The organism is Roseicyclus amphidinii (assembly GCF_030163755.1).
GTDB classification, from domain to species: domain Bacteria; phylum Pseudomonadota; class Alphaproteobacteria; order Rhodobacterales; family Rhodobacteraceae; genus Roseicyclus; species Roseicyclus amphidinii.
Genome location: NZ_JASJOE010000050.1, coordinates 1 through 23,751 on the forward strand (window position 1 = coordinate 1; position 23,751 = coordinate 23,751).

21 protein-coding genes and 1 tRNA gene are annotated in these 23,751 nt (G+C 69.6%); 10 read left to right on the forward strand and 12 right to left on the reverse strand.

Annotated features, from left to right (window positions below; translation table 11 throughout):
• Window positions 1-431: 431 nt before the first annotated feature.
• The 8 genes from upp to QQK83_RS14780 form a co-directional block, all read right to left on the reverse strand.
• Window positions 432-1,064, reverse strand: a complete 633-nt coding sequence (gene upp, locus QQK83_RS14745; protein WP_284265499.1) for a uracil phosphoribosyltransferase — start codon at window positions 1,062-1,064, stop codon at window positions 432-434.
• Window positions 1,061-2,047 carry an adenosine deaminase gene (locus QQK83_RS14750; RefSeq protein WP_284265501.1) on the reverse strand — a complete coding sequence of 329 codons (987 nt, stop codon included), beginning with the start codon at window positions 2,045-2,047 and terminating at the stop codon, window positions 1,061-1,063. Before QQK83_RS14750 ends, upp begins: the two co-directional genes overlap by 4 nt.
• Window positions 2,048-2,049: 2 nt before the next feature.
• On the reverse strand, window positions 2,050-2,211 hold the full coding sequence (locus QQK83_RS14755) for a hypothetical protein (RefSeq protein WP_284265503.1): 162 nt from the start codon (window positions 2,209-2,211) through the stop codon (window positions 2,050-2,052).
• Window positions 2,198-3,427 (reverse strand): phosphopentomutase, encoded by a 1,230-nt coding sequence (locus QQK83_RS14760; protein WP_284265505.1) that lies wholly within the window; start codon window positions 3,425-3,427, stop codon window positions 2,198-2,200. The genes QQK83_RS14755 and QQK83_RS14760 overlap by 14 nt, the downstream gene beginning before the upstream one ends.
• Window positions 3,427-4,737, reverse strand: coding sequence for a thymidine phosphorylase (locus QQK83_RS14765; RefSeq protein ID WP_284265507.1), 1,311 nt, complete (start codon window positions 4,735-4,737; stop codon window positions 3,427-3,429). Before QQK83_RS14765 ends, QQK83_RS14760 begins: the two co-directional genes overlap by 1 nt.
• The gene (locus QQK83_RS14770) at window positions 4,734-5,132 is read right to left on the reverse strand and encodes a cytidine deaminase (RefSeq protein WP_284265509.1); all 399 of its coding nucleotides are present in this window, start codon (window positions 5,130-5,132) and stop codon (window positions 4,734-4,736) included. The genes QQK83_RS14765 and QQK83_RS14770 overlap by 4 nt, the downstream gene beginning before the upstream one ends.
• A gap of 72 nt (window positions 5,133-5,204) precedes the next feature.
• Window positions 5,205-6,767 carry a response regulator gene (locus QQK83_RS14775; RefSeq protein WP_284265511.1) on the reverse strand — a complete coding sequence of 521 codons (1,563 nt, stop codon included), beginning with the start codon at window positions 6,765-6,767 and terminating at the stop codon, window positions 5,205-5,207.
• 124 nt (window positions 6,768-6,891) lie between these two features.
• Complete coding sequence (locus QQK83_RS14780; RefSeq protein ID WP_284265512.1) at window positions 6,892-8,793, reverse strand: propionyl-CoA synthetase; 1,902 nt, start codon at window positions 8,791-8,793, stop codon at window positions 6,892-6,894.
• A gap of 464 nt (window positions 8,794-9,257) precedes the next feature.
• Between QQK83_RS14780 and QQK83_RS14785 the strand changes: the two genes are divergently transcribed.
• Complete coding sequence (locus QQK83_RS14785; RefSeq protein ID WP_284265513.1) at window positions 9,258-9,503, forward strand: hypothetical protein; 246 nt, start codon at window positions 9,258-9,260, stop codon at window positions 9,501-9,503.
• Between the two features lie 7 nt (window positions 9,504-9,510).
• Here the strand turns inward: QQK83_RS14785 and QQK83_RS14790 are convergent, their stop codons facing one another.
• Together QQK83_RS14790 and QQK83_RS14795 are read right to left on the reverse strand one after the other, a co-directional pair.
• A complete protein-coding gene (locus tag QQK83_RS14790) occupies window positions 9,511-11,790 on the reverse strand; it encodes an NADP-dependent malic enzyme (protein WP_284265514.1) in 2,280 nt (759 codons plus the stop codon).
• 82 nt (window positions 11,791-11,872) lie between these two features.
• Complete coding sequence (locus tag QQK83_RS14795) at window positions 11,873-12,640, reverse strand: NAD kinase (protein ID WP_284265515.1); 768 nt, start codon at window positions 12,638-12,640, stop codon at window positions 11,873-11,875.
• A gap of 190 nt (window positions 12,641-12,830) precedes the next feature.
• Here QQK83_RS14795 and glyA point away from each other — a divergent pair, with 190 nt between their 5' ends.
• Both glyA and QQK83_RS14805 read left to right on the forward strand, forming a co-directional pair.
• Window positions 12,831-14,126: a serine hydroxymethyltransferase gene (glyA, locus tag QQK83_RS14800; RefSeq protein ID WP_284265516.1), complete on the forward strand. Its 1,296-nt coding sequence runs from the start codon at window positions 12,831-12,833 to the stop codon at window positions 14,124-14,126.
• 144 nt (window positions 14,127-14,270) lie between these two features.
• Window positions 14,271-15,320: a fatty acid desaturase gene (locus QQK83_RS14805; RefSeq protein WP_284265518.1), complete on the forward strand. Its 1,050-nt coding sequence runs from the start codon at window positions 14,271-14,273 to the stop codon at window positions 15,318-15,320.
• Window positions 15,321-16,143: 823 nt separating this feature from the next.
• Here QQK83_RS14805 and QQK83_RS14810 read toward each other — a convergent pair.
• Complete coding sequence (locus tag QQK83_RS14810; protein ID WP_284265520.1) at window positions 16,144-16,728, reverse strand: TetR/AcrR family transcriptional regulator; 585 nt, start codon at window positions 16,726-16,728, stop codon at window positions 16,144-16,146.
• 88 nt (window positions 16,729-16,816) lie between these two features.
• Between QQK83_RS14810 and QQK83_RS14815 the strand changes: the two genes are divergently transcribed.
• The 7 genes from QQK83_RS14815 (at window position 16,817) to QQK83_RS14845 (ending at window position 22,640) form a co-directional block, all read left to right on the forward strand.
• Window positions 16,817-17,080 carry a hypothetical protein gene (locus QQK83_RS14815; protein WP_284265522.1) on the forward strand — a complete coding sequence of 88 codons (264 nt, stop codon included), beginning with the start codon at window positions 16,817-16,819 and terminating at the stop codon, window positions 17,078-17,080.
• A 79-nt stretch (window positions 17,081-17,159) separates the two neighbouring features.
• Window positions 17,160-18,446 (forward strand): homoserine dehydrogenase, encoded by a 1,287-nt coding sequence (locus QQK83_RS14820; protein ID WP_284265524.1) that lies wholly within the window; start codon window positions 17,160-17,162, stop codon window positions 18,444-18,446.
• A gap of 15 nt (window positions 18,447-18,461) precedes the next feature.
• Window positions 18,462-19,133, forward strand: coding sequence for a ceramidase domain-containing protein (locus QQK83_RS14825; protein ID WP_284265525.1), 672 nt, complete (start codon window positions 18,462-18,464; stop codon window positions 19,131-19,133).
• Between the two features lie 76 nt (window positions 19,134-19,209).
• The gene (gene glpX / locus QQK83_RS14830) at window positions 19,210-20,178 is read left to right on the forward strand and encodes a class II fructose-bisphosphatase (protein ID WP_284265527.1); all 969 of its coding nucleotides are present in this window, start codon (window positions 19,210-19,212) and stop codon (window positions 20,176-20,178) included.
• On the forward strand, window positions 20,175-20,738 hold the full coding sequence (locus tag QQK83_RS14835; RefSeq protein ID WP_284265529.1) for a cysteine hydrolase family protein: 564 nt from the start codon (window positions 20,175-20,177) through the stop codon (window positions 20,736-20,738). The genes glpX and QQK83_RS14835 overlap by 4 nt, the downstream gene beginning before the upstream one ends.
• On the forward strand, window positions 20,735-22,477 hold the full coding sequence (gene recJ / locus QQK83_RS14840; RefSeq protein WP_284265531.1) for a single-stranded-DNA-specific exonuclease RecJ: 1,743 nt from the start codon (window positions 20,735-20,737) through the stop codon (window positions 22,475-22,477). Before QQK83_RS14835 ends, recJ begins: the two co-directional genes overlap by 4 nt.
• A gap of 88 nt (window positions 22,478-22,565) precedes the next feature.
• A tRNA-Glu gene (locus QQK83_RS14845) sits at window positions 22,566-22,640 on the forward strand.
• Between the two features lie 217 nt (window positions 22,641-22,857).
• On the opposite strand, the gene QQK83_RS14850 is transcribed toward QQK83_RS14845, so the two are convergent.
• A partial coding sequence (locus QQK83_RS14850; RefSeq protein WP_465250986.1) for a phosphatase PAP2 family protein occupies window positions 22,858-23,751 on the reverse strand: 894 nt, incomplete at its 5' end.

The following is a 23,751-nucleotide window of genomic DNA, read 5'->3' on the forward strand; positions in this document are numbered from 1 at the left end:
ATCGCTGTCGCCGCGGGGCGGCTTGCGGTGGTGGCCGTGGCCGTCGCACCGCCGATCACCGTCACGCCGGGCCGCGATTGCGGCGCGGGTGCGGTGGCGCTGGCGGTCATGCGTTGCCCGGCGTTCGTCGGCTGGTAACCGCAGAGCTGTCGCCGGTCACGGCCGACGCGCGGCACCCATTCGGTGTTCGCCCCCACGCCGACCCGGACAAAGATGCAGCCCGCGCTGTCGACATATTGATCGGCCCTGTAACTGGGCGGCGGCGTTTCCGCGGGCACGCCCTGGGCCAGTGATACCGTTACGCTTGCCGTGGCGGTGGCAGCCGCCAGGGCAGCGACCCGGATGAGTCGCTTCAGTTCCATGCAAACCCCCACGTTCGCTATGGAAACACACTGTCGAAAGATTTAATCCAAGTAAAGGCAGGCGTTGGATTATCTGGTGCCATACATGCGGTCGCCCGCATCCCCTAGTCCGGGCACGATATAGCCGTGGTCGTTCAGGTGGCTGTCGAGCGCCGCGGTCACGATGGGCACATCGGGGTGCGCCTCCTTCATCCGTGCGACCCCCTCGGGCGAGGCCAGCAGGCACAGGAACAGGATGTTCTTCGCGCCCGCCTCCTTCAGCATGTCGATGGCGGCGGCCGAGGAATTGCCGGTCGCCAGCATCGGATCGACCACGATGGTCAACCGGTCCTCGAGCTCGGCGGGCACCTTGAAGTAGTATTTCACCGGCTGCAGCGTCTCGGGGTCGCGGTAAAGCCCCACGAACCCCACCCGTGCGTTCGGGATCAGGTCGAGGATGCCGTCGAGCAGACCGTTGCCCGCCCGCAGGATCGACACCAGCGCCAGTTTCTTGCCCTCGATCACGGGGGCGTCCATCGGCTCGAGCGGCGTCTCGATGCGCTGCGTCGTCATCGGCAGGTTGCGCGTGACCTCGTAGGCCAGAAGGTGACTGATCTCGCGCAGCAGCTGGCGGAAGGACTTGGTCGAGGTGTCCTTGTCGCGCATGAGCGACAGCTTGTGACTTACCAGCGGGTGATCGACGATGGTCAGATGCTCGGTCATGTGTCGCTGTTCCCCAGTCTTTGCGCGATGATCTCTTTCGTGGCCGCGTCGCAGAAGGCGGCGTCGAGGGCGGTGCGGTTCACCTCGGCGAAAACCTCTTCGTCCCAGCCGAAATGGCGGTTCAGGTTCTCGTAGTCGGAGGTCATGGTGATCCCGAAAAAGGGCGGATCGTCGGTCGAGACGGTGACCTTCACCCCCCGTTCGCGCAGCTTTTCAATGGGATGGCTGCGCCAATCCTTGAAGACCCCAAGGAACACGTTCGAGCCGGGGCAGCATTCCAGCACGATCCCGTCCTCGGCCAGCCGGTCGACAAGGGCCAAATCCTCGATCGCCTGCACCCCGTGCCCGATCCGTTCGGGCCTCAGCGCATCCAGCGCGTCGCGCACCGACTGCGCGCCGCCCCATTCGCCGGCATGGACGGTGATGCGCAAACCCGCCTCGCGCGCGCAGTCGAAGGACCACAGGAAATCGCCCGGTTTCCCCTTCAACTCGTCGCCCGCCATGCCGAAGCCGGTGATCCAGTCGCCCGCCGTTTCCGCCGCGCAGACCGCGATGGGGCGGGCGCGCTCGGGGCCGAAATGGCGGATGCAGGTGATGATGCCCCTGAGCGTGATGCCATGGGCGGCCTCGGCCGCGTCTGCCGCCTCGCGGATCGCGGCGAGGTATTCACGCCACGCCCCCACATCGCCGCCGCCGCAGAAATCGGGCGACAGGAAGGTTTCGGCATAGACCACGCCGTTGGCCGCACTTTCCTCCAGCACCGCGGTGGTGAGGCGCGCGTAATCCTCGGGCGTGGTCAGCACGCCGGTGGCGGCCTCGTAGACCTCGAGGAAATGCCAGAAATCGCGGTAGGTGTAGCCGCCGTCCTCGCGGAAGATGCCGGAGAGATCGACATTCTTCTCGCGCGCGATGCCGCGGATGAAGGCGGGCGGCGCGCCGCCCTCGAGATGCAGGTGAAGCTCGATCTTGGGAATGTCTCTCATGCTCACGCTCCGATCGCCCAGCCGATACCCGCGATGATAAGCCCGAAGATCACCGCCCCCCGCCACGGCGTGCGGGGCCGCCCGATCAGCGGGCCGATGAAGCGCACCGCCAGCGTGATCACGGCGAAGGTCATCACGAAATAGATCAGTTCAGAGGCGGACATCATTCCCCATCAGAAAGCTTGTTCCGGGCCCGTCGCTGGCAACGCCCAGATGCGCCGCGACGGACGCGCCGACATCGGCGAAGGCGCGGAGGCCGATCTGCCCCGAATAGGGCCCCTTGGCAACCACCGGCACCCGCTCGCGGGTGTGGTCGGTGCCGGTCCATGTCGGATCGTTGCCGTGATCGGCGGTCAGGATCATCAGGTCATCGGGGCGCAGCGCGGCAAGGATCGGCGCAATCGCGGCGTCGAACCACTCCAGATGCGCCGCGTAGCCCGACACGTCCCGCCTGTGCCCGTAAAGGCTGTCGAACTCGACGAAATTGGCGAAGGTCAGGCTGCCCTCGGCGGCCTCGGCCACGCAATCCGCCAGATGCCCCATCAGCTCCCGGTCCGTCCCGGTCGTCACATGCCCCGCCCCGCGGCCCGCGAAGATGTCGCGGATCTTGCCGAGGCTACGGGTCTCGCGCCCCGCCTCCTCGACCCAATCCAGCAGCGTGCGGCCCGGCGGCTCCATCGCGTAGTCGTGGCGGTTCTGGGTCCGCGCATAGGCACCCGGCGTGCCGGTGAAGGGCCGCGCGATGACCCGGCCCACGCGACGGGCGTGCAGCATCGGCGCGAGGTCCGCGCAAAGGCGAAGCAGCCGGTCGAGGCCAAAGCTTTCCTCATGCGCCGCGATCTGGAAGACGCTGTCGGCGCTGGTGTAGCAGATCGGCCAGCCGGTCGCCTGGTGCGTCTCGCCCAGCCGGGCGATGATCTCGGTTCCGCTGGCATGCTCGTTGCCGAGGATACCGTCCGTTCCGGCAAGCCGCGTGACCTCGGCCACGATCTCGTCGGGGAAAGCGGGGTTGGCTTTGGGGAAATAGCTCCAGTCCCACGGCACCGGAAGGCCCGCCAGCTCCCAATGGCCCGAGGGCGTGTCCTTGCCCGGCGAGACTTCTTCCGCCGCCCCCCAAAGGCCCACCGGGTCGGCATCCATCCCCTCGCCCCGCGCGCCCGAGGCCAGCCGCAGCGCCGCCCCCAGCCCCAGCGCATCGAGATGCGGCAGGTGGAGCGGCCCGCTCCGCCCGTCTTCGGCACAGCCCTCGGCGCAGGCGGCGGCGATATGGCCGAGCGTGTTTGCGCCCGTGTCGGGCACCTCGCCGTTGAAGAAGCGCTCGGCATCCGGCGCGCCGCCGATGCCGACGCTGTCCATGACGATCAGGAAGGCGCGCGGCATCAGGCGATCCTTTCGTGGATCAGCGGCGGCGCGTCGGGCGCGTCGTTCACCAGCGTGAAGGCCCCGCGCACCTGTGCGGCCACGGCGCGCGCAGCCTCTTCGCTGGCGCAATGGATGCGCGCGAGCGGGCGCTGCGGATCGACGCGGTCGCCGATGCGCGCGATATCGGTCAGGCCCACGGCCAGGTCGATCCTGTCATCCTGGCGCAAGCGCCCGCCGCCCAGGTGCACCACCGCCTCGCCCAGGGCGCGCGTGTCGATGCGGCCCACATGGCCCGCGTCGCCCGGGTGGACATCGACCATCACCCGCGCCGCGGGCAGCCTGTCACGCCAACGGTCGGTGAAATCGCCCGGCCCGCCCAGCGCGGCCACCATCTCGCCGAAGACCTCCGCCGCCTCGCCCGAGGTCAGGGCGCGCGCGATCCGCCCCTCGCCATCGGCGGCGTCGGCGGCCAGCCCGCCCAGCGCCAGCACCTCGCCGCCCAGCGCCTGCGTCAGCCGCGACAAGGGCGTCGAGAGGTCGCCCGAGGTCAGCGCCTCCATCACCTCGATCACCTCCAGCGCGTTGCCCGCCGAGGGCACGAGCGGCTGGTTCATGTCGGTGACCAGCGCCGTGGTCATGCAGCCGGCACCTTGCGCGGTGTCCACCAACGCCTGCGCCAGCGCCAGCGCATCGGCGGGGTCGGCCATGAAGGCACCCGAGCCGGTCTTGACGTCGAGCACCAGCGCCTCGAGCCCGGCGGCGAGTTTCTTGGACAGGATCGACGCGGTGATGAGGTCGATGCTCTCGACCGTGCCGGTCACGTCGCGCACCGCGTATAGGCGCTTGTCGGCGGGCGCGATATCGCCAGAGGCCCCCACGATGGCACAGCCGATGTCGGCCACGAGATCCTGCAGATCCTCGACCGACACTTGCGTGCGGTAGCCCGGTATCGCTTCGAGCTTGTCGAGCGTGCCGCCGGTGTGGCCCAGCCCCCGGCCCGAGATCATCGGCACATAGGCCCCGCAGGCCGCCAGCGCGGGTGCCAGCACCAAGGAGACGCAATCGCCCACGCCGCCCGTCGAATGCTTGTCGAGCACCGGCCCGTCGAGGTCCCACTTCAAGACCTGCCCGCTTTCACGCATCGCGCGCGTCAGCTGCACGCGCCCCGCCGGGCCAAGGCCGCGGGTGCAGACCGCCATGGCAAAGGCCCCGGCCTGCGCATCGCTCACGGCACCCGTGGCCAGGCCTTCGGCAAACCAGAACAGTTCCGCCTCGGTGGGCGTGTCGCCGTCGCGCAGCTTGGCGAGGATGGCGCGCGCGTCGGTCAACGGTCGGGCGCGTCCATGAAGCCCGCGTCGAAAGCACCGGGCAGCAACTCGGCCACCGTGGTCACCAGCGTCGCGCCGCGCGTGGTGGCGAGCGTGACGACCACGTCGCCCGCGGCGAACTCGGCCAGTTTCTGACGGCAGCCGCCACAGGGCGGCACGGGCGCGGGGCTGTCCGCGATCACCGCTACCTCGGCGATGCGCTTGTCGCCCGCCGCGATCATCGCGGCGATGGCTCCGGCCTCGGCGCAGGTGCCTTCGGGATAGGCCACGTTCTCGACGTTGCAGCCTAGGTGCGTCCGCCCCTCGACCGAGCGCAGCGCCGCGCCCACCTTGAAGCCCGAATAGGGCGCGTGGGCGTTCAGGCGCACGGCGGCGGCGTCTTCGATCAGCGACATCGGGCTGTCCCTTTCCGGTGCGGTCACGTCGTCGGGCCAGTGTGATCCGCCGCCGCGCCCGGCGCAAGGGGATCAGCCCGACCCAAGATGCAGCCCGAAGCGCGCCCCCACCCCCTCGATATGGCGGATCAGCTCCGAAAGCTCGGCGCGGCAAGGCCGGTAAAGCGGCGAGAGATCGTCGACCCGGCGGCGCTTGGCGGCGATGTTCAGCACCTCGGCCAGGCGGTGCAGCCGCTCGGCCCCGACAGCGCCAGAAATCGCAATCAGGATATGCGTCTGCGCCCGGATCTCGGAGACATCGACACCGTCGATCACCCTGTCGAGCGCGCCCAGCACCGCCCCGAGGTCATCATGCAGCCGCGAGAGCAGCTCGGCGCAGCCGTCCGCCCCCGCGATGTCGAGCAAGGTCTCGAAGCGCGCAACGTCGAGCCTGCGGCCGAACTGCGCACCTTCGGCACCGCCCGCCAGCACCTCTTCGGGGTCGGGCAGCCCCGCGGTCCTCCCGGCGTAGCGCAGGATGGCCGCCCCGAAGTCCCGCGCCGAGGAGATCGGCTTGCCGAGGATACCGTCCGCGCCGGCGTCGTAGATCGCCTCGCGGTTGTCGCGCAGGACATAGGCCGTCAGCGCGACCAGCGGCATCCGCGCAAGGTCATCCGACCGCGCCCGGATCGCCGCCATCACCTCGAGCCCAGACAGGCGCGGCATCTCGATGTCGATCAGGGCGATGTCGAACCGCTCCTGCCCAAGTCGCTCCAGCGCCGACACGCCATCGCCGACAAAGACCGCATCGGCCCGCATCTGGCCCAGCAACTGCCGCAGGATGGTCTGGTTGGTCAGGTTGTCCTCGGCCACGAGGATGCGCAGCCCGCCAAGGTCGGGCGGCTCGCAGGGCTCGGGTCGCGCGCCCTCCCAGTCAAGCGCCGCGGGCGGAAGCGTGACGCGCCCTTCGCCACCGCCACCCGCCGGGTTGGCCAGCGCAAGGGTCGCGCCGATTTGCGCCGACAATTCCGCCGCGATGCGCAGGCCAAGTCCGCTGCCCGCCCGCAGCCCCGACGCCGCCGCATCGGCCCCGTGCGCCACGCGGTCCAGAACCGCGGCCGGGTATCCCGGCCCGTCGTCGCGCACGATGATCTCGAGGCCGCGCTGCCGGTCGGCCCGAACCAGAAGCGTCACCGGGGCGTCCTGCGCATGGCGCAGCGCATTCGAGACGAGATTGCCGATGATCCGGTCGAGCATCCCCTGGTTGGCCTGCACCCGGTTCGGCAAGGGGCCGTCCCGCAACAGCGCGAAGACGCCCCCGGCCTCCTGCGCATGACCGCACCAGCGCCGTTCCTGCGCAGCCAGAAGATCCTCCAGCGCGAAGGAGGGCTGGTCGAGCTGGATCAGCGTATCGCCCGCCGCCGCCAGGAGCGCGCCGTCGACAAGGCCGGCAAGCGCATCGGCGGCGGCCTGCACCCGGTCGATCTGCAACCGCGCCTCTGGCGCGAGCCTTGCGCGATCCACCAGCCGCAGCCCGCCGATGACGTCCGACATCGCCGAGCGGATGTCATGGCTGAACAGCTGAAGCGTCTCGGCCAGGGCCGAGCCACGCCCCGCCTCGGGGATAAGCGGTTCGGCTCCCTCCGCGTCCCGCATGCAATCGCCACCTTCAACACTTACACTTGCAACGAGTGTAGCGCAGAAGCTGCTCGCGCGAAAGGCGCATGCCGTGCGCCCCGATCAGGACGCACAGCCGGGGCGCACGGTCAGGCGGGGCCGCTCAGGACGCCGCGGCCAGCGGGTAGCCCAGCTGCCCCAACGCCGCGCGGATCTCGTCGAGGATGGCGGGATCGTCGATCGTGGCGGGCAGCTTGAACTCTTCCCCGTCGGCGATCTTGACCATGGTCGCGCGCAGGATCTTGCCCGAGCGCGTCTTGGGCAGGCGATCCACCACCACGGCCAGCTTGAAGGCCGCCACGGGCCCGATCCGGTCGCGCACCAGCTTCACGCAATCCTTCACCACCTGCTCGGGCGGCGTCTCGGCCCCCTTGTTGAGGCAGAGGAACCCCATCGGCAGCTGCCCCTTCAGGCTGTCGGCCACGCCGATCACCGCGCATTCCGCGACATCGGGATGGGAGGCCAGGACCTCCTCCATCCCGCCGGTCGACAGGCGATGGCCCGCGACGTTGATGACGTCATCGGTGCGCGCCATGATATAGAGGTATCCATCCGCGTCGATCATGCCCGCGTCGCCCGTCTCGTAATAGCCGGGGAACTGGGTGAGGTAGGATTTGCGGAACCGGTCCTCGGCCTTCCACAGGGTTGGCAGGGTGCCGGGGGGCAAGGGCAGCCTGACGGCAATCGCGCCCAGCTCGCCCGCGGGCATCGGGTGGCCGCCCTCATCGAGGATCTGCACGTCGTATCCGGGCATCGGCACCGAGGGCGAGCCGATCTTGACCGGCAGTTTCTCGATCCCCAGCGGGTTGCCCGCGATGCACCAGCCGGTTTCGGTCTGCCACCAATGGTCGATGACAGGCACGCCCAGCTTGGCCTGCGCCCATTCGATCGTGTCGGGATCGGCGCGTTCGCCCGCAAGGAACAGCGTCTGCAGGCTCGACAGGTCATAATCGCCGATCAGCGCGCCCTGCGGATCGTCGCGCTTGATCGCGCGAAAGGCCGTGGGCGCGGTGAACAGGCACTTCACCCCGTGATCCTCGATCACCCGCCAGAAGGTGCCGGCATCGGGCGTGCCCACGGGCTTGCCCTCGAACACGATGGTGGTGCAACCGAAGGTCAGCGGCGCATAGCAGATGTAGGAATGCCCCACGACCCAGCCCACATCCGAGGCCGCCCAGAACACCTCGCCGGGGTTCATGTCGTAGAGGTTGCGCATCGACCAGTTGAGCGCGACCAGGTGCCCGCCCGTGTGCCGCACCACGCCCTTGGGCTGGCCCGTCGTGCCGGAGGTATAGAGGATATAGGCCGGGTGGTTGCCCTCCACCGGCACGCAATCGGCGGGCTCGACGCCATACTGGAAAGCGTGCCAATCCACGTCGCGCCCTTCTTCCAGATGCGCAACCTCTTGTTCACGCTGGAAGATCACGCAGAACTCGGGCGAATGGCTGGCGATCTCGAGCGCGCCGTCCAGAAGCGGCTTGTAATGCACCACGCGCCCCGGCTCGATCCCGCAGGAGGCCGCGATGATGCATTTCGGCTCGCAATCGTCGATCCTGACGGCCAGCTCGTTGGCCGCGAAGCCCCCGAAGACGACCGAATGCACCGCGCCCAGCCGCGCACAGGCGAGCATCGCCTCCAGCGCCTCGGGGACCATCGGCATGTAGATGATGACGCGGTCGCCCTTCTCCACGCCCTTGGCGCGCAGCGCACCCGCCAGCGAGGCGACGCGCGCCTGCAGCTCGGCATAGGTGATCTTGTGGGTGGTGCCGGTCAGCGGGCTGTCATGGATGATCGCCAGCCGGTCGCCATGCCCTGCCGCGACATGGCGGTCGACCGCGTTCCAGCAGCCGTTCAGCGTGCCGTCGGCGAACCATTCGTAAAGGGGGGCGTTCTCGTCGAACAGCGCCTTGGACGGGCCGGTGAACCAGTCGATCCCCTCGGCGGCCTCCATCCAGAACGTGTTCGGATCGGCCTTCGCCCGCTCATAGACCTCGGCATACCGCATGAGTTGTCCCTCCTTCCAATTGCGCAACTTTGTATCGTTGCGGAGCCGCGCGGCGCAATTCGGCGATAGTGACGCATGGGGGCGCTAACGGCCCGACCGCCCCCCGCCGATCACATCCGTTGAAACAGATCGCGCGGCGCTTGCGGGACTCGGCGAAAGAGCGCTGGGATGTCGCCACGCAGGGTCGGCATAGTGCCTGCCCGCGCTTCGAGGATGACGCCCATGGGCGACAAGAAACCCACGCAGAAGAAGGCCGGCGGCGGCAAGCCCGGCAAGTAATCCCCAGACGCCGCGGCCCGCGTCGGGCGTTGCCCCTGCCCGGCGCGGGCCTGAGCATTGTCCGCAAAAGTGGGACTTGGTCTTGCGCGCCACGACCATGCGGCCCCGCTCCGATGCGACACCCCGCCCCATGCTGCAGCGCAGAAACGTGGCTATCTCCCGGCGTGCGAACAGGAGATACGCCCATGACCATCGCCCCCGACACCCCCCGCTACATCACCCGCCACGTCACCTACCGCCTGCCGATCATCGGCCGCTTGGCGCGCGAGGTGGTCGAGGGGCCGGTGGACAACGCCTTTGCCGCGATCTTCGGCACGGTCTCGGCGGTGGCCATCGGCGTGCTGATCTGGGGCTATCCGGCGCTTATCTTCTCGGCGTTGCTGGCCGCGGCGCTGATGGTGATCACGCTCATCCGCATCACGCTGGGCTGAACGCCCCTCAGCTGTAGGTGCTGACGGGCGTTCCGGCCAGCGCCGAGATGTTCAGCAACCCCCGCGCCGTGATCGAGGGCGTGACGATATGCGCGCGGTTGCCCATCCCCATCAGGATCGGCCCGACCTCCAGCCCCCCGGCGCGCGCCTTCAGCATGTTGCGCGCCGCCCCCGCCGCATCGGTCGAGGCGAAGACCAGCGCATTCGCGGCCCCCTCCATCCGGCTGCCCGGCAGGATCCGCTCGCGCAGCTCGGGGTCGAGGGCGGTGTCGACATGCATCTCGCCCTCGTAGGTGAAATCCACGCCCATGCCGTCGAGCAGCTCCAGCGCCGCACGCATCCGCCGCCCGCTGTCGCTGTCGAGATTGCCGAACTGGCTGCCGGAACAGAGCGCGACCTTGGGCTCGATCCCGAAGCGCCGGATATGCCGGGCGGCACCGCAGACGGTTTCCGCGATCTGCGCGGGCGTGGGTTCGGGATGCACCTGCGTGTCGCCGATGAAGAGCGGCCCGTCCTCCGAGATCATCAGCGACAAGGCCCCCACCGGGTGCAGACCGTCCGTCGCCAATAGCTGCGTCACGTAGTTCAGATGCCACAGGTATTGTCCGAAGGTGCCGCAGATCAGGCTTTCGGCCTCGCCGCGATGGACCATCACCGCGCCGATGGCGGTGGTGTTGGTGCGCATGATCGCACGGGCAAGGTCGGGCGTCACGCCGCGCCGCGCCATGACACCGTGATAGGTCTGCCAGTAATCGCGGTAACGCGGGTCGTTTTCCGGGTTCACCAGCTCGAAATCCACGCCGGGGCGCACGGTCAGCCCGTTGCGCTCGATCTGCAGGTCGATGGCCGCCGGACGGCCGATGAGGATCGGCTTGTCGGTGGTTTCCTCGACCATCGCCTGTGCGGCGCGCAACACGCGCTCATCCTCGCCCTCGGCGAAGACGATCCGCCGCTCGGCGCTGCGGGCGGCCTCGAAGACCGGGCGCATGATCAGGGCCGAGCGGAACACCGACTGGTTCAACCGCTCGCGGTAGGCGTCCAGATCGTCGAGCGGGCGGGTCGCCACGCCCGTCTCCATCGCGGCCTTGGCCACCGCGCTGGCGACCACGGCGATCAGGCGGCGGTCGAAGGGCTTGGGGATCAGGTAATCGGCCCCGAAGGTCAGTTGCTCACCGCGATAGGCGGCGGCGGCCTCGGCGCTGGTGGTGGCGCGGGCCAGCGCCGCGATCCCCTCGATGCAGGCGATCTGCATCTCGTCGTTGATCTCGGTCGCGCCGACATCCAGCGCGCCGCGGAAGATGAAGGGGAAACACAGGACATTGTTGACCTGGTTCGGAAAATCGCTGCGCCCCGTGGCGATGATCGCGTCGGGCGCGACGCTGCGCACCGCGTCGGGCAGGATCTCGGGCGTCGGGTTGGCCAGCGCGAAGATGATCGGCCGGTCGGCCATTTTCGCCACCATCTCGGGCTTCAGCACACCCGGCCCGGACAGGCCGAGGAACAGGTCCGCGCCGCCGATCACGTCATCCAGCGTGCGCAGGTCGGTGGCCTGCGCATAGGCCGCTTTCTGCGGGTTCATGTCGACGTCCCGGCCCTCGTGAACCAGCCCGTGAATGTCGCACAGCCAGACGTTTTCGCGCTTTACGCCAAGCTTCAGCAGCATGTTCAGACAGGCGATGCCCGCCGCGCCGCCGCCCGTCGAGACGACCTTGATCTCCTCGAACCGCTTGCCCGCGACGCGCAGCGCATTGGTCGCCGCCGCCCCCACAACGATGGCCGTGCCATGCTGGTCATCGTGGAAAACCGGGATGTTCATCCGCTCGCGGCAGATTTGTTCAACGATGAAACAATCCGGCGCCTTGATGTCCTCGAGGTTGATCGCGCCGAAGGTCGGTTCCAGCGCGCAGACGATATCGGCCAGCTTGTGCGGGTCGGGCTCGTCCAGTTCGATGTCGAAACAGTCGATGTTGGCGAAGTTCTTGAAGAGAACCGCCTTGCCCTCCATCACCGGTTTGGAGGCCAGCGCCCCGATGTTGCCCAGCCCCAGAACAGCCGTGCCGTTCGAGACCACCGCCACCAGGTTCCCGCGCGAGGTATAGCGCGCCGCGTTCGCCGGATCGGCCTTGATTTCAAGGCTCGCTTCGGCCACGCCGGGGCTGTAGGCGCGGGCAAGGTCACGGCCGTTGGCCAGCGGCTTGGTCGCGCGGATCTCGAGCTTTCCGGGCTTCGGATACTCGTGGTAATGAAGCGCCGCCGCGCGCAACCCGTCCTGCTTGTCGTCGCTCATCGCGCCCTCCGATCCGAAACTCGTTTAACGTTAAACATTTTTCGTGACGCAGCGGAAACGCGGCGCAACGCCGCCCCCCTCCTCAGACGAACTGCTCGCGGATCAGCCGCTCTTCCAGCCCGTGACCGGGATCGAAAAGGATGCGGTGTTCCACCCCCGGCTCCGACCGGATCTCGACCGACACGACATCGGCCACCGACCGGCTGTCGGCATCGGCCATGACCGGGCGCTTGGCCGGTTCGCACACCTCGATGCGCACCAGCGCCGTCTTGGGCAACAGCGCCCCCCGCCAGCGCCGAGGCCGGAAGGCCGCCACCGCGGTCACCGCCAGCACATCCGCGTCAATGGGCAGGATCGGCCCATGGGCCGAGTAGTTGTAGGCCGTGGACCCCGCGGGCGTGCAGACCAGCACGCCATCGGCCACCAGCTCCTCCATCCGCAGCCGCTCGTCGACGTAGATCTTCAGCCTGGCCGCCTGCGGCCCCGCGCGCAGCAGGCTCACCTCGTTGATCGCCAGCATCTCGACCGTCTCGCCCGCCGCCGTGGTGGCGGTCATGTGCAACGGGTTTATCAACGTCTGCTCCGCCGCTTCCAGCCGCGCGATCAGGTCATCCTCGGCATAGGCGTTCATCAGGAAGCCCACCGTGCCGCGGTTCATGCCATAGACCGGTGCGTCGATCTCTTGCGTGCGGTGCAGCGTCTGCAGCATGAACCCGTCGCCGCCCAGCGCCACGATCACATCCGCCTCCTCGGGCGGATGGGCACCGTAAAGCCCCTCCAGCCGCGCCTTCGCCTCCTGCGAAAGCGCGGTATCGGACGCGAGAAACGCTATGTTTCGGGCCGCGGGCATGGGTGCCCCTCCTCCTGCCAGTGCCCGCACCCTCGCGCGCGCGGATCGGAAACTCAATCCTCCATCCGCGCCCCGCGGGCCGCTTTCCACGGTCGCCCTGCCGCTTTCCACCCTTCCCCGAAGGCCTCGCTTGTCTTACACCGCGCGCTAATTGACGCCCATGCAGACCACCACCAAGGGAGACGCTGCCATGAATGCCCCCCACCGCGACGAAGGGTTCTTCACCGAAAGCCTCGAGACCCGCGACGCCGAGATCTTCGGCGCGATCCGCAAGGAGCTTGGCCGCCAGCGCGACGAGATCGAGCTGATCGCCTCGGAAAACATCGTCTCCGCCGCCGTGATGGAGGCGCAGGGTTCGGTGATGACCAACAAGTATGCCGAGGGCTACCCCGGTCGCCGCTACTACGGCGGCTGCCAATACGTCGACATCGCCGAGGATCTGGCCATCGAGCGCGCCAAGGCGCTGTTCGACGTGGGCTTCGCCAATGTGCAGCCGAACTCGGGAAGCCAGGCCAACCAGGGCGTCTTCACCGCGCTTCTGCAGCCGGGCGACACGATCCTCGGCATGTCGCTCGACGCGGGCGGCCACCTGACCCACGGCGCCAAGCCCAACCAGTCGGGCAAGTGGTTCAACGCCATCCAGTACGGCGTGCGCCAGCAGGATCTCGAGGTCGATTACGACCAGATCGCGGCGCTGGCCACCGAACACCAGCCCAAGATGATCATCGCCGGCGGCTCGGCCATCCCGCGGATCATCGACTTCGCCAAGATGCGCGAGATCGCGGATTCGGTCGGCGCCTACCTGCTCGTCGACATGGCCCATTTCGCGGGGCTCGTCGCCTCGGGCCATTACCCCAGCCCCTTCCCGCACGCCCATGTCGCCACCACCACCACGCACAAGACGCTCCGCGGCCCGCGCGGCGGCATGATCCTCACCGATGACGAGGCGATTGCGAAAAAGGTCAACTCCGCCATCTTCCCCGGCATCCAGGGCGGCCCGCTGATGCATGTCATCGCCGCCAAGGCCGTCGCCTTCGGCGAGGCGCTGCGCCCCGAGTTCAAGGACTACCAGGCGCAGGTCATCCGCAATGCGCAGGCGCTGGCCGATCAACTCATGAAAGGCGGCCTCGACATCGTCACCGGCGGCACCGACACGCACCTGATGCTGGTGGACCTGCGCCCCAAGGGCGTGAAGGGCAACGCGACCGAAAAGGCGCTGGGTCGCGCGCATATCACCTGCAACAAGAACGGCATCCCCTTCGACACGGAGAAGCCGACGATCACCTCGGGCATCCGCCTCGGCTCCCCCGCGGGCACGACCCGCGGCTTCGGCGAGCCCGAGTTCCGCCAGATCGGCGACTGGATCGTCGAAGTGGTCGACGGGCTGGCCGCCAACGGTGAAGACGGCAATGCCGAGGTCGAGGCCAAGGTCCGCGCCGAGGTCGAGGCGCTCTGCGCGCGTTTCCCGATCTACCCGCGGCTCTGATCCGCCGACGCAGGCCCTTGCACCTGCGACAATCTTGCACGCCCCCGCCGCCCGTGGCAAAATTGCCGTGACGGCGGGGGCACTTATGTCTGGCAGAATCCAGGCCGCCTCCGCGCGCCCGCCCCATGGATCGAGACCGGACCGATGCACGCTGCCGTTCACCGCCCCGAGATCACCCCCAATTACCGCGCCGAGGCCGAGCGCGAGATCCGCGCCTTCACCCGCGCCTGGACCGCCCGCGACGACCGGCTCGCCCTCGCCAGCTACGCGGGCACCTTCGCGGTCTATTTCCTCACCCTCTGGCTGGCGGTGCAGGCCTGGCCCGCCTGGTGGCTCGTCCTGCCGCTGATCGTGGTGAACGCGCTGGCCGGCGTGCGCCTCTACGTGCTGCAGCACGATTGCGGCCACGGCTCGCTCTTCTCGAAAAAGCGCGACAACGACCTTGCCGGCCACGGGCTCAGCATCTTCACCCTCACGCCCTACCGGGTGATGCAGTCCAATCACAACGACCACCACTCCCATCTCGGCAATCTCGACGAGCGCGACACGACCGAGATCTTGACCATGACGCTCCGCGAATGGCAGGCCGCGGGGCCGTGGACGCGCTTGTGGTATCGGCTCTACCGCCACCCCGCCATCCTCATCCCGATCGGCGGGCTCTTCACCTATGCCCTCGCCTACCGCTGGCCCAAGAACGCGGGCCGCGTCGATCCGCGCGGCGTGATCCTGCACAATCTGGGGCTGGCCGCATGGATCGCCCTGATCTGGTGGCTCGCGGGCCTGCCGGGCCTGGTCATCTACGCGGGCACCGTCTTCGTGGCGGGCTGCGTGGGCGTCTTCCTCGTGTATCTCCAGCACAATTTCGAAGACACCTGGTGGGACCGCAAACCGGACCTCAACCCGGCGCGCGCCGCCCTGCAGGGGTCATCGGCGCTCGATCTCGGCTGGTGGTTCGATCTGGCTGTCGCCAACATCACCTATCACGACATCCACCATTTCAACGCCAATATCCCGAGCTACCGCCTCCGCGCCTGCCACCGCGCGCTGCGCGAGCGCTACGAGGTGCAGACCATCGGCTGGGCCGAGGCGCTGCGCTCCTTCACCCTGAAGCTCTGGGACGAAGAGCAGGGCCGCCTCGTCCCCTTCCCCGCCAAGTCGAACCCGGCGAAACCGGCCACCACGCAGGCTGCCTGATCATGGTGAACCACCCCTTCCGCGCGCCCCGTCAACCTTGACGCGCGCGCCCACTCCTTCGCCGTTTCCCAAATACCCCCGCCCCTTGCCCGACAGGCGGCTTTGCCGCCGAAAGGGGAGGCTCCCGCAGCCTGCCCCCCGCGCAACCACCTGCCGATCAGGATACCGCCACCACCCCGAGCACCATACCCCCGGCAAACCGCCTCCCGCGCCGGTCCACCCACCCTGCCCGATCATGGCAAACAAATCCTTCCACCCACGCCGTTAACCTTAACGCGCGCGCCCTGCCCATCTTCATCCCCCAAATATCCCCGCCCCTCGCCCGACAGGCGGCTCTGCCGCCGAAAGGAGAGGCTCCCGCAGCCTGCCACCCGCGCAACCACCTGCCGATCAGGATACCGCCACCACCCCGAGCACCATACCCCCGGCAAACCGCCTCCCGCACCGATCCACCCACCCTGCCCGATCATGGCAAACAAATCCTTCCACCCACGCCGTTAACCTTAACGCGCGCGCCCTGCCCATCTTCATCCCCCAAATATGGCCGCCCCTTGCCCGACAGGCGGCTTTGCCGCCGAAAGGGGAGGCTCCCGCAGCCTGCCACCCGCGCAACCACCTGCCGATCAGGGTGCCGCCACCACCCTGAGCACCATACCCCCGGCAAACCGCCTCCCGCACCGGTCCACCCACCCCGCCCGATCATGGCAAACAAACCCTTCCACGCGCCCCGTTAACCTTAACGCGCGCGCCCTGCCCATCTTCATCCCCCAAATATGGCCGCCGGAGGCTCCCGCAGCCTGCCACCCGCGCAACCACCTGCCGATCAGGGCGCCGCCACCGCCTTGCGCGCCATGTCCCAATAGATCGTCTCGACCGTGTCTCGGTCCAGCCGCCCGCCCTCCCGATACCAGGTCGTCACCCCGGTCAGCATGGCGATCAGCGCCATGGTGGCGAGCTTGGTGTCCGCGACATCGAACACCCCCACCTCGCGCCCCCGCTTCAGGATCGTCTCCAGCTGCGTCTCGTAATCCCGCCGCAACCCCTCGATCACCGCGAAATTCGCGGGCTCGAGGTTGCGAAGCTCCATGTAGGCTATGAAGACCAGATCCGGTCGGTCCAGGTGATAACGGATATGATGGCGCACGAAGCTTTCCAGCTGCGCCACCGGCGGCGCTTCGGGCGGGGCCCAATCGGCCAGCAGATCCTCCAGGTGCCCGCGCATCAGCTCGAACAACAGCGCCTGCTTGTCGGGCGTATAGAGATAGAGCGCCCCCGCCTGCACCCCCACCTCGGCCGCGATCTGGCGCATCGAGACGGCGGCGAACCCGTGCCGCGCGAACAGCCGCAGCGCCGCCGCCCGCAGGCGCGGCCCGGTGATATCTGCGTGACTGCCCTGCGTGCGTGCCATGACCCATGGATATCTGAACGGGCGTTCAATTCAACCGCCCACGGGAGTTCCGCTGGACAGCCGCCCCCGGCCGGGGCTAGCTGTCCGCATGCCGCGTCTTGTCCTTCGCCCTGCCTGCCTCGCCTGCCTCGCCCTTCTGGCCGCCTGCGGCCCGTCCCTGCCCGAGCTTGCCAACCGCACCGGGGCCGAGGGCCCGGCCGCGCCCTATCCCCGGCTTGTCCCGCTCGGCCCCCTGCTGGGGCAGGCGGACGTGCTGGCCCCCCCCGCGGCCGGGCGCGTGGGCGAAGACCTCGTGGCGCGGGCCGCCGACCTGCGCCGCCGCGCGGCCGCCCTGCGCGACATGCCGCTCTGAGCTGCGCGTTGCAGCCCGGCGGCGAAGCCGCTAACACCGCACCCGGAACCCGTCAGCCACCCATCCCGGAGGATCCCCGATGACAGACCCCCTGCGCCTTGGCATCGCCGGGCTTGGCACCGTCGGCACGGGCGTCGTCAAGATCGTCCAGCGCCAGGCCGATCTGCTCGCGCGCCGCTGCGGCCGCCCGATCGAGATCACCGCCATCTCCGCGCGCTCCCGCGACAAGGACCGCGGCGTCACTCTCTCGCGCTACGCGTGGGAGGATGATCCGGTCGCACTGGCCCGCCGCCCCGATGTCGATGTCTTCGTCGAGCTGATGGGCGGCAGCGACGGCCCCGCCAAGGCCGCGACCGAGGCCGCCATCGCCGCCGGCAAGGACGTGGTCACCGCCAACAAGGCGATGCTGGCCCTGCACGGGCAAGCCTTGGCCGAAGCCGCCGAGGCCGCAGGCCGCGTGCTGCGCTTCGAGGCCGCCGTCGCGGGCGGCATCCCCGTGATCAAGGCCCTGACCGAGGGCCTGGCGGGCAACGCCATCGACCGGGTGATGGGCGTGATGAACGGCACCTGCAACTACATCCTCACGCGCATGGACAACGCGGGCCTGACCTATGAGCAGGCCTTCGCCGAGGCCGACGGGCTGGGCTATCTCGAGGCCGATCCGACCCTCGACGTGGGCGGCATCGACGCGGCGCACAAGCTGACGCTTCTGGCCGCCATCGCCTATGGCACCAAGGTGAAGTTCGACGCGATCGAGCTGGAAGGCATCGGTGCCATCACCATCGAGGATATCCGCCGCGCGGGAGACATGGGCTACAAGATCAAGCTTCTCGGCGTGGCCCAGATGACCGGCCGCGGGCTGGAGCAACGCATGTCCCCCTGCCTCGTGCCCGCGACCTCGCCCTTGGGTCAGCTCGAGGGCGGCACGAACATGGTGGTGGTCGAGGGCGACAGCGTCGGCCAGATCGTCCTGCGGGGCCCCGGCGCGGGCGAAGGCCCGACCGCCAGCGCGGTCATGTCCGATGTCTGCGACATCGCCCGCGGCATCCGCGTGGCGACCTTCGGCGTGCCCGCCACCGCGCTCGAGGATGCGCCGCCCGCCAGCGCCGCAAGCCCCGCCTGCTACTACCTGCGCATGGAACTGGCCGACAAGCCGGGCGCGCTGGCCAAGGTGGCCACCGTGCTGGGCGAGGCCGGCATCTCCATCGACCGGATGCGGCAATACGATCACCCCGGCGAGAACGCGCCGGTGCTGATCGTCACCCACAAGGCCGCGCGCCCCGACCTCGACCGCGCGCTTGCGGCCCTGCCGGGCACCGGCGTGGTGATGGGCACCCCCGTCGCGCTCAGGATCGAGGACGTCTGACGCGGGGCCGGGCCGATGGACTGGTCCACGCCCATCGACATCTATTGCGAACGGCTCTCGCCCGGCTTCTGGGCGGAGCCGGTCAACGCGCTGACCAACGCCGCTTTCCTGCTGGCCGCCCTCGCAGGCGCCATCGCGGCCCGCCGCGCGGACCTGCGGCAACCCGCGCTTTGGGCGCTGATCGCGCTCGCCGCGCTGATCGGGATCGGCTCCTTCCTGTTCCACACCATTGCCACGCCCTGGGCCGCGCTGACCGATGTCCTGCCGATCTGGGCCTTCGTCCTGCTCTACCTCGTCACCTTCGCCACGCAGGTCATGGGCATCCGCCCCCTGCGCCTGATCTTCGGCAGCGCGCTGGCGCTGGTCGCGCTCATCGCCCTCATGACAGCCCTGCGCGCGGCCCTCGGCCCCGCCGTCGAGGCGCTGAACGGCTCCGGGCAATACGCCCCCGGCCTGCTGGGGCTGATCGTCTTCGCGGCCCTCCTGCTGAAACGCCGCCACCCGCTCGGGCCCCTGATCGCCACCACCGCGGCGCTCTTCACCCTCTCGCTGGCCTTCCGCACCGCCGACCTGCATGTCTGCACCGCCCTGCCCCTCGGCACGCATTTCCTGTGGCACCTGCTGAACGGCACGGTGATCGGCCTGTTGCTGATCGCCCTCGTCCGCGGGCTCGAAGCCGCCCGTTAGCGCCTCCATGCTGGACGCCACCGGGCCGTAGGGCTAGACGAAGGCCAACCGACCCCAGCCCAAGGCCCCTTTCCCCATGTCGCATCCCACCGATTTCAACGACCGCATGCTCTCTCTCGGCCTCGCCCGCGTGTCCGAGGCCGCGGCGCTGGCCTCTGCCGATTTCATCGGGCGCGGCGACGAGAAGGCCGCCGACCAGGCCGCCGTGAACGGCATGCGCGAACAGCTCAACAAGCTCGAGATCCGCGGCACCGTCGTCATCGGCGAGGGCGAGCGCGACGAGGCCCCGATGCTCTACATCGGCGAAGAGGTGGGCATGGGCACCGGCCCCGAGGTCGACATCGCCCTCGACCCGCTGGAGGGCACGACGCTGACGGCCAAGGACATGCCCAACGCGCTGACCGTCATCGCCATGGGCCCGCGCGGCTCGATGCTGCACGCCCCCGACGTCTACATGGAGAAGCTCGCCATCGGCCCCGGCTTCCGGCCGGGTCTCGTGACGCTCGACATGTCGCCCTCGGAGCGCGTCAGCCGCCTGGCCTCGGCCAAGGGCTGCTCGACCACCGACATCACCGTCTGCGTCCTCGAGCGCCCCCGCCACCAGGCGATGATCGACGAGCTGCGCACCACCGGCTGCGCGATCCGGCTGATCACCGACGGTGACGTCGCGGGCGTGATCCATTGCGCAGAACCCGAGATCACCGGCATCGACATGTATATGGGCGAAGGCGGCGCGCCCGAGGGCGTTCTGGCCGCCGCCGCGCTGAAATGCATGGGTGGGCAGATCTACGGCAAGCTCCTGTTCCGCAACGACGAGGAACGCGGCCGCGCCGCCAAGGCGGGGATCAAGAACCTCGACCGGGTCTATACCCGCGACGACATGGTGACCAAGGACGTGATCTTCGCCGCGACCGGCGTGACCGACGGCTCGATCCTTCCGGGGATCAAGCGCGAACCGGGCTTCCTGACCGCCGAGACGCTGCTGATGCGCTCCAAGACCGGCTCGGTCCGGCGCATGACCTATCGCAACCCCGTCAAGAAATGAGCGCCGCGGCGCTTCTTCTGATCGACATCCAGGCGGGCTTCGACAGCCCCGCCTGGGGCGCGCGCAACAACCCGCGGGCCGAGGTCAATGCCGCCCGCCTGCTCGCCGCATGGCGCGACGCGGGCGCGCCCGTGATCCACGTTCGGCATGTGAGCGTGGAGCCCGGCAGCCCGCTGGCCCCCGGCCCCGGCAGCGCCTTCAAGCCCGAGGTCGCGCCCCTGCCCGGCGAGACCGTCTTCGAGAAATCCGTCAACAGCGCCTTCATCGGCACCGGGCTGGAGGATCACCTGCGCGCCCAAGGCGTCGACCGGCTGGTGATCTGCGGCCTGACCACCCCGCATTGCGTCTCGACCACCGCGCGGATGGCGGCGAACCTCGGCTTCGAGGTGCGCCTCGCGCATGACGCCTGCGCCAGCTTCGCGGGCAATGCCCGCACCGACTGGGCCGAGGGGCTGGCACCGCCTGATCCGCAGGCGATCCACGCCGCCGCCGTCTCGCATCTGCATGGCGAGTTCGCCACTGCCCTTTCCACGGACGCCGTGCTAACCCAAGGCCCATGACCGCCTTTCTGGGTATCGAAACATCGCTCACCGGCCGCCGCTGGATCGGCCCGGACCCCGACAGCGCGCGCCTGGCCGAGGCGCTGTCGCAGCGCGCCGACCTGCCCCCGCCGCTCGCCCATGTCCTCGCCCGCCGCGGCGTGACACCGGAAGAGGCGCAGGGCTTCCTTGCCCCCGCGCTGCGCGACCTGATGCCGGACCCACGGCACCTCAAGGACATGGACGCCGCCGCCGCCCGTGTCGTCGCAGCCCTCGACCGCGGCGAGCGGATCGCCATTTTCGCCGATTACGACGTCGACGGCGGGTCTTCGGCGGCGCTGCTGATCGACTGGCTGCGCAGCATGGGCCGCCCCGCGACCCTCTACATCCCCGACCGCATCGACGAGGGCTATGGCCCGAACGAGCCCGCCATGGCGGCGCTCGCCCGCGACCACGACCTGATCATCTGCGTCGATTGCGGCACGCTGTCCCATGGCCCCATCGCGACCGCCCAAGGTGCCGACGTCATCGTCCTCGACCACCATCTCGCGGGGGCCGACCTGCCCGCCTGCGTCGCCGTGGTGAACCCCAACCGGCAGGACGAGGACGGCAGCCTCGGCCATCTCTGCGCCGCAGGCGTGGTCTTCCTCCTGCTGGTCGAGCTGAACCGCCGGTTGCGCGAGGCGGGCCGCCGCGGCCCGGACCTCATTTCGATGCTCGACCTTGTCGCGCTGGCGACCGTGGCCGATGTCGCGCCGCTGATCGGCCTCAACCGCGCCTTCGTGCGGCAGGGGCTGAAGGTCATGGCGCGGCGCACGCGCCCCGGCCTTGTCGCGCTCGGCGATGTCGCCCGGCTGGACCGGCCGCCGACCAGCTACCACCTCGGCTATGTCCTCGGCCCCCGCGTGAACGCGGGCGGTCGGATCGGCGCGGCCGACCTCGGAGCGCGGCTTCTGGCCACGACCGACCCCACCGAAGCCGCGCAGCTGGCCAAGCGGCTCGACGATCTGAACACCGACCGCCGCGAGATCGAGGGCCGCGTTCGGGAAGCGGCGCTGGTCCAGGCCGAGGCGCGCGGCACCGAGGCGGCCCTTGCCTGGGCCGCCGATGACGGCTGGCACCCCGGCGTCGTTGGCATCGTCGCCTCGCGCCTGAAAGAGGCCGTGAACCGCCCCGCCGTGGTGATCGGATTCGACGGCGACGCGGGCAAGGGCTCGGGCCGCTCGGTGACGGGCGTGGACCTGGGCGCCGCGATCCAGCGCCTCGCCGCCGAGGGGCTGATCGAGAAGGGCGGCGGTCACAAGATGGCCGCGGGCCTCAGCCTGAGCCGCGCGCAGCTGGAACCGGCCATGGCGCGGCTGACCGAGCTGATGGCGAAACAGGGCGCGGGCGACCGCGGCCCCGCCGACCTGCGCCTCGACGGCCTCCTGATGCCCGCCGCCTGCACGGTCGAGCTGATCGAACGGCTGGAGGAGGCAGGCCCCTTCGGCGCCTCCGCCCCCGCGCCCCGCTTCGCGCTGCCGGGGCTGCGCATCCGCCACACCCGGCCCGTGGGACAGGGCCACCTGAAACTGACGCTCTCGGACGGCACCATGACGCTGGACGCGATCTGGTTCGACGCGGCCGCCAAGGGCGCGGAGGCCGCGCTGCAGTCCCATTCGGGCCGCCCGCTGCACGTCGCGGGCCGGATCGAGGTGAACCACTGGAACGGCCGCCAGACCGTGCAGCTTCGCCTCGAGGATGCCGCCTGGGCCGAGTGAAGCGGGCGCGGAATCTTTCTTCGAAAAGCGTGAAGAATCCGCTTGAACCCGCCCGTGGCATTTTCTAGATACCCCTCACGCCAAGCGCGGCCCGTTCGTCTATCGGTTAGGACGCCAGGTTTTCAACCTGGAAAGAGGGGTTCGATTCCCCTACGGGCTGCCATGGCGCTTCTCCTGAAATCACCGCAAAATCCGCGAGTTAGCGGCTTACGTGCAACGCGTCCGCGCGGGGCAGGTGTCAGGGCCCGCCGCGGTCTTGCGGTGTCACGCGACCGGCTCGACCCGTTCGTGCGATACCACGTCGGCGGTTCGGGGCACGCAGGACCGCTGTCCTGCCTCTCGGGGCAAGACCCGCGCCAAGACCCCTTCCAAGGCCCCGATCAGCCTGCCGGAAAGGCCGCCTGCAGGCGCAGCGCGGGCCAGCCGCCCGGCGGCCTGCGCAAGCCGCGCAGCACGGCGGGGACCGCCGCCAGAAGCGTCACGGCGCTGCCCACGAGGATGCGCAGCTCGGGCAAGGCCCGGTGGCGCAGGTAGGCGGAGGCGGCGCGCAGGTCATGGCCAAGCGCCGCGCCCGTCACCTCCGCGCGCAGCGCGCGCAGGCGCAGCGCATGGGCCAGCCCCAACGCCAGGAGCGCCATGGCGAGCGCCGCCAGAACGCTGTCCGAGACGAAGGCCTGCCCCGCCGCCACCGGCAGGAACAGGCCGATCGCCGTCACCCCGCCCAGCAGCGCAAGCGCGGCCCGGTTGGCCGCAAGGCTGCGCCCGAACAGCGCCAGCGCGACGCAGGCCAGCATCGCCACCGATGCGGCCGCATGCGGTCCGGGGACGAAGGGCACGGGGGCCGCGCCGATCCGCAGGCCCGCCAGCTCGAAGGACTGCGTGCCGCCCGACAGCGCCAGGTCGACCGGGCGCGGGCGCGCGCCCTCTCCCAATCCGCCCGCCGCCGTCAGCAGCGCGGGCCCCAGCACCAGCGCCAGCACCGCGAAGCCCCAAAGCCGCGCGGGCAGCCGCACCGCCTCGGGCCGGCGCAGGGCGACGAGCCACAGCAGCAGCACCGCCGCAAGGCTGGAACGAAGCAGCCCGCCATAGGCGAGGCCCAGCGCCTCCAGCCCCGGCAGCCCGCCGCCCGCGCCCGTCCGGTGGACCAGCCCCGCGACCGCAAGGTCGATCCCCGGCACGGCATGGAACAGCCACAGCGCGGCCAGCGCCGCCAGCATCAGCCGCGCGGCCAGCGCCAGCGCGTCGCGTGGCCATGGTCCGGTGTCGGGGGCCAG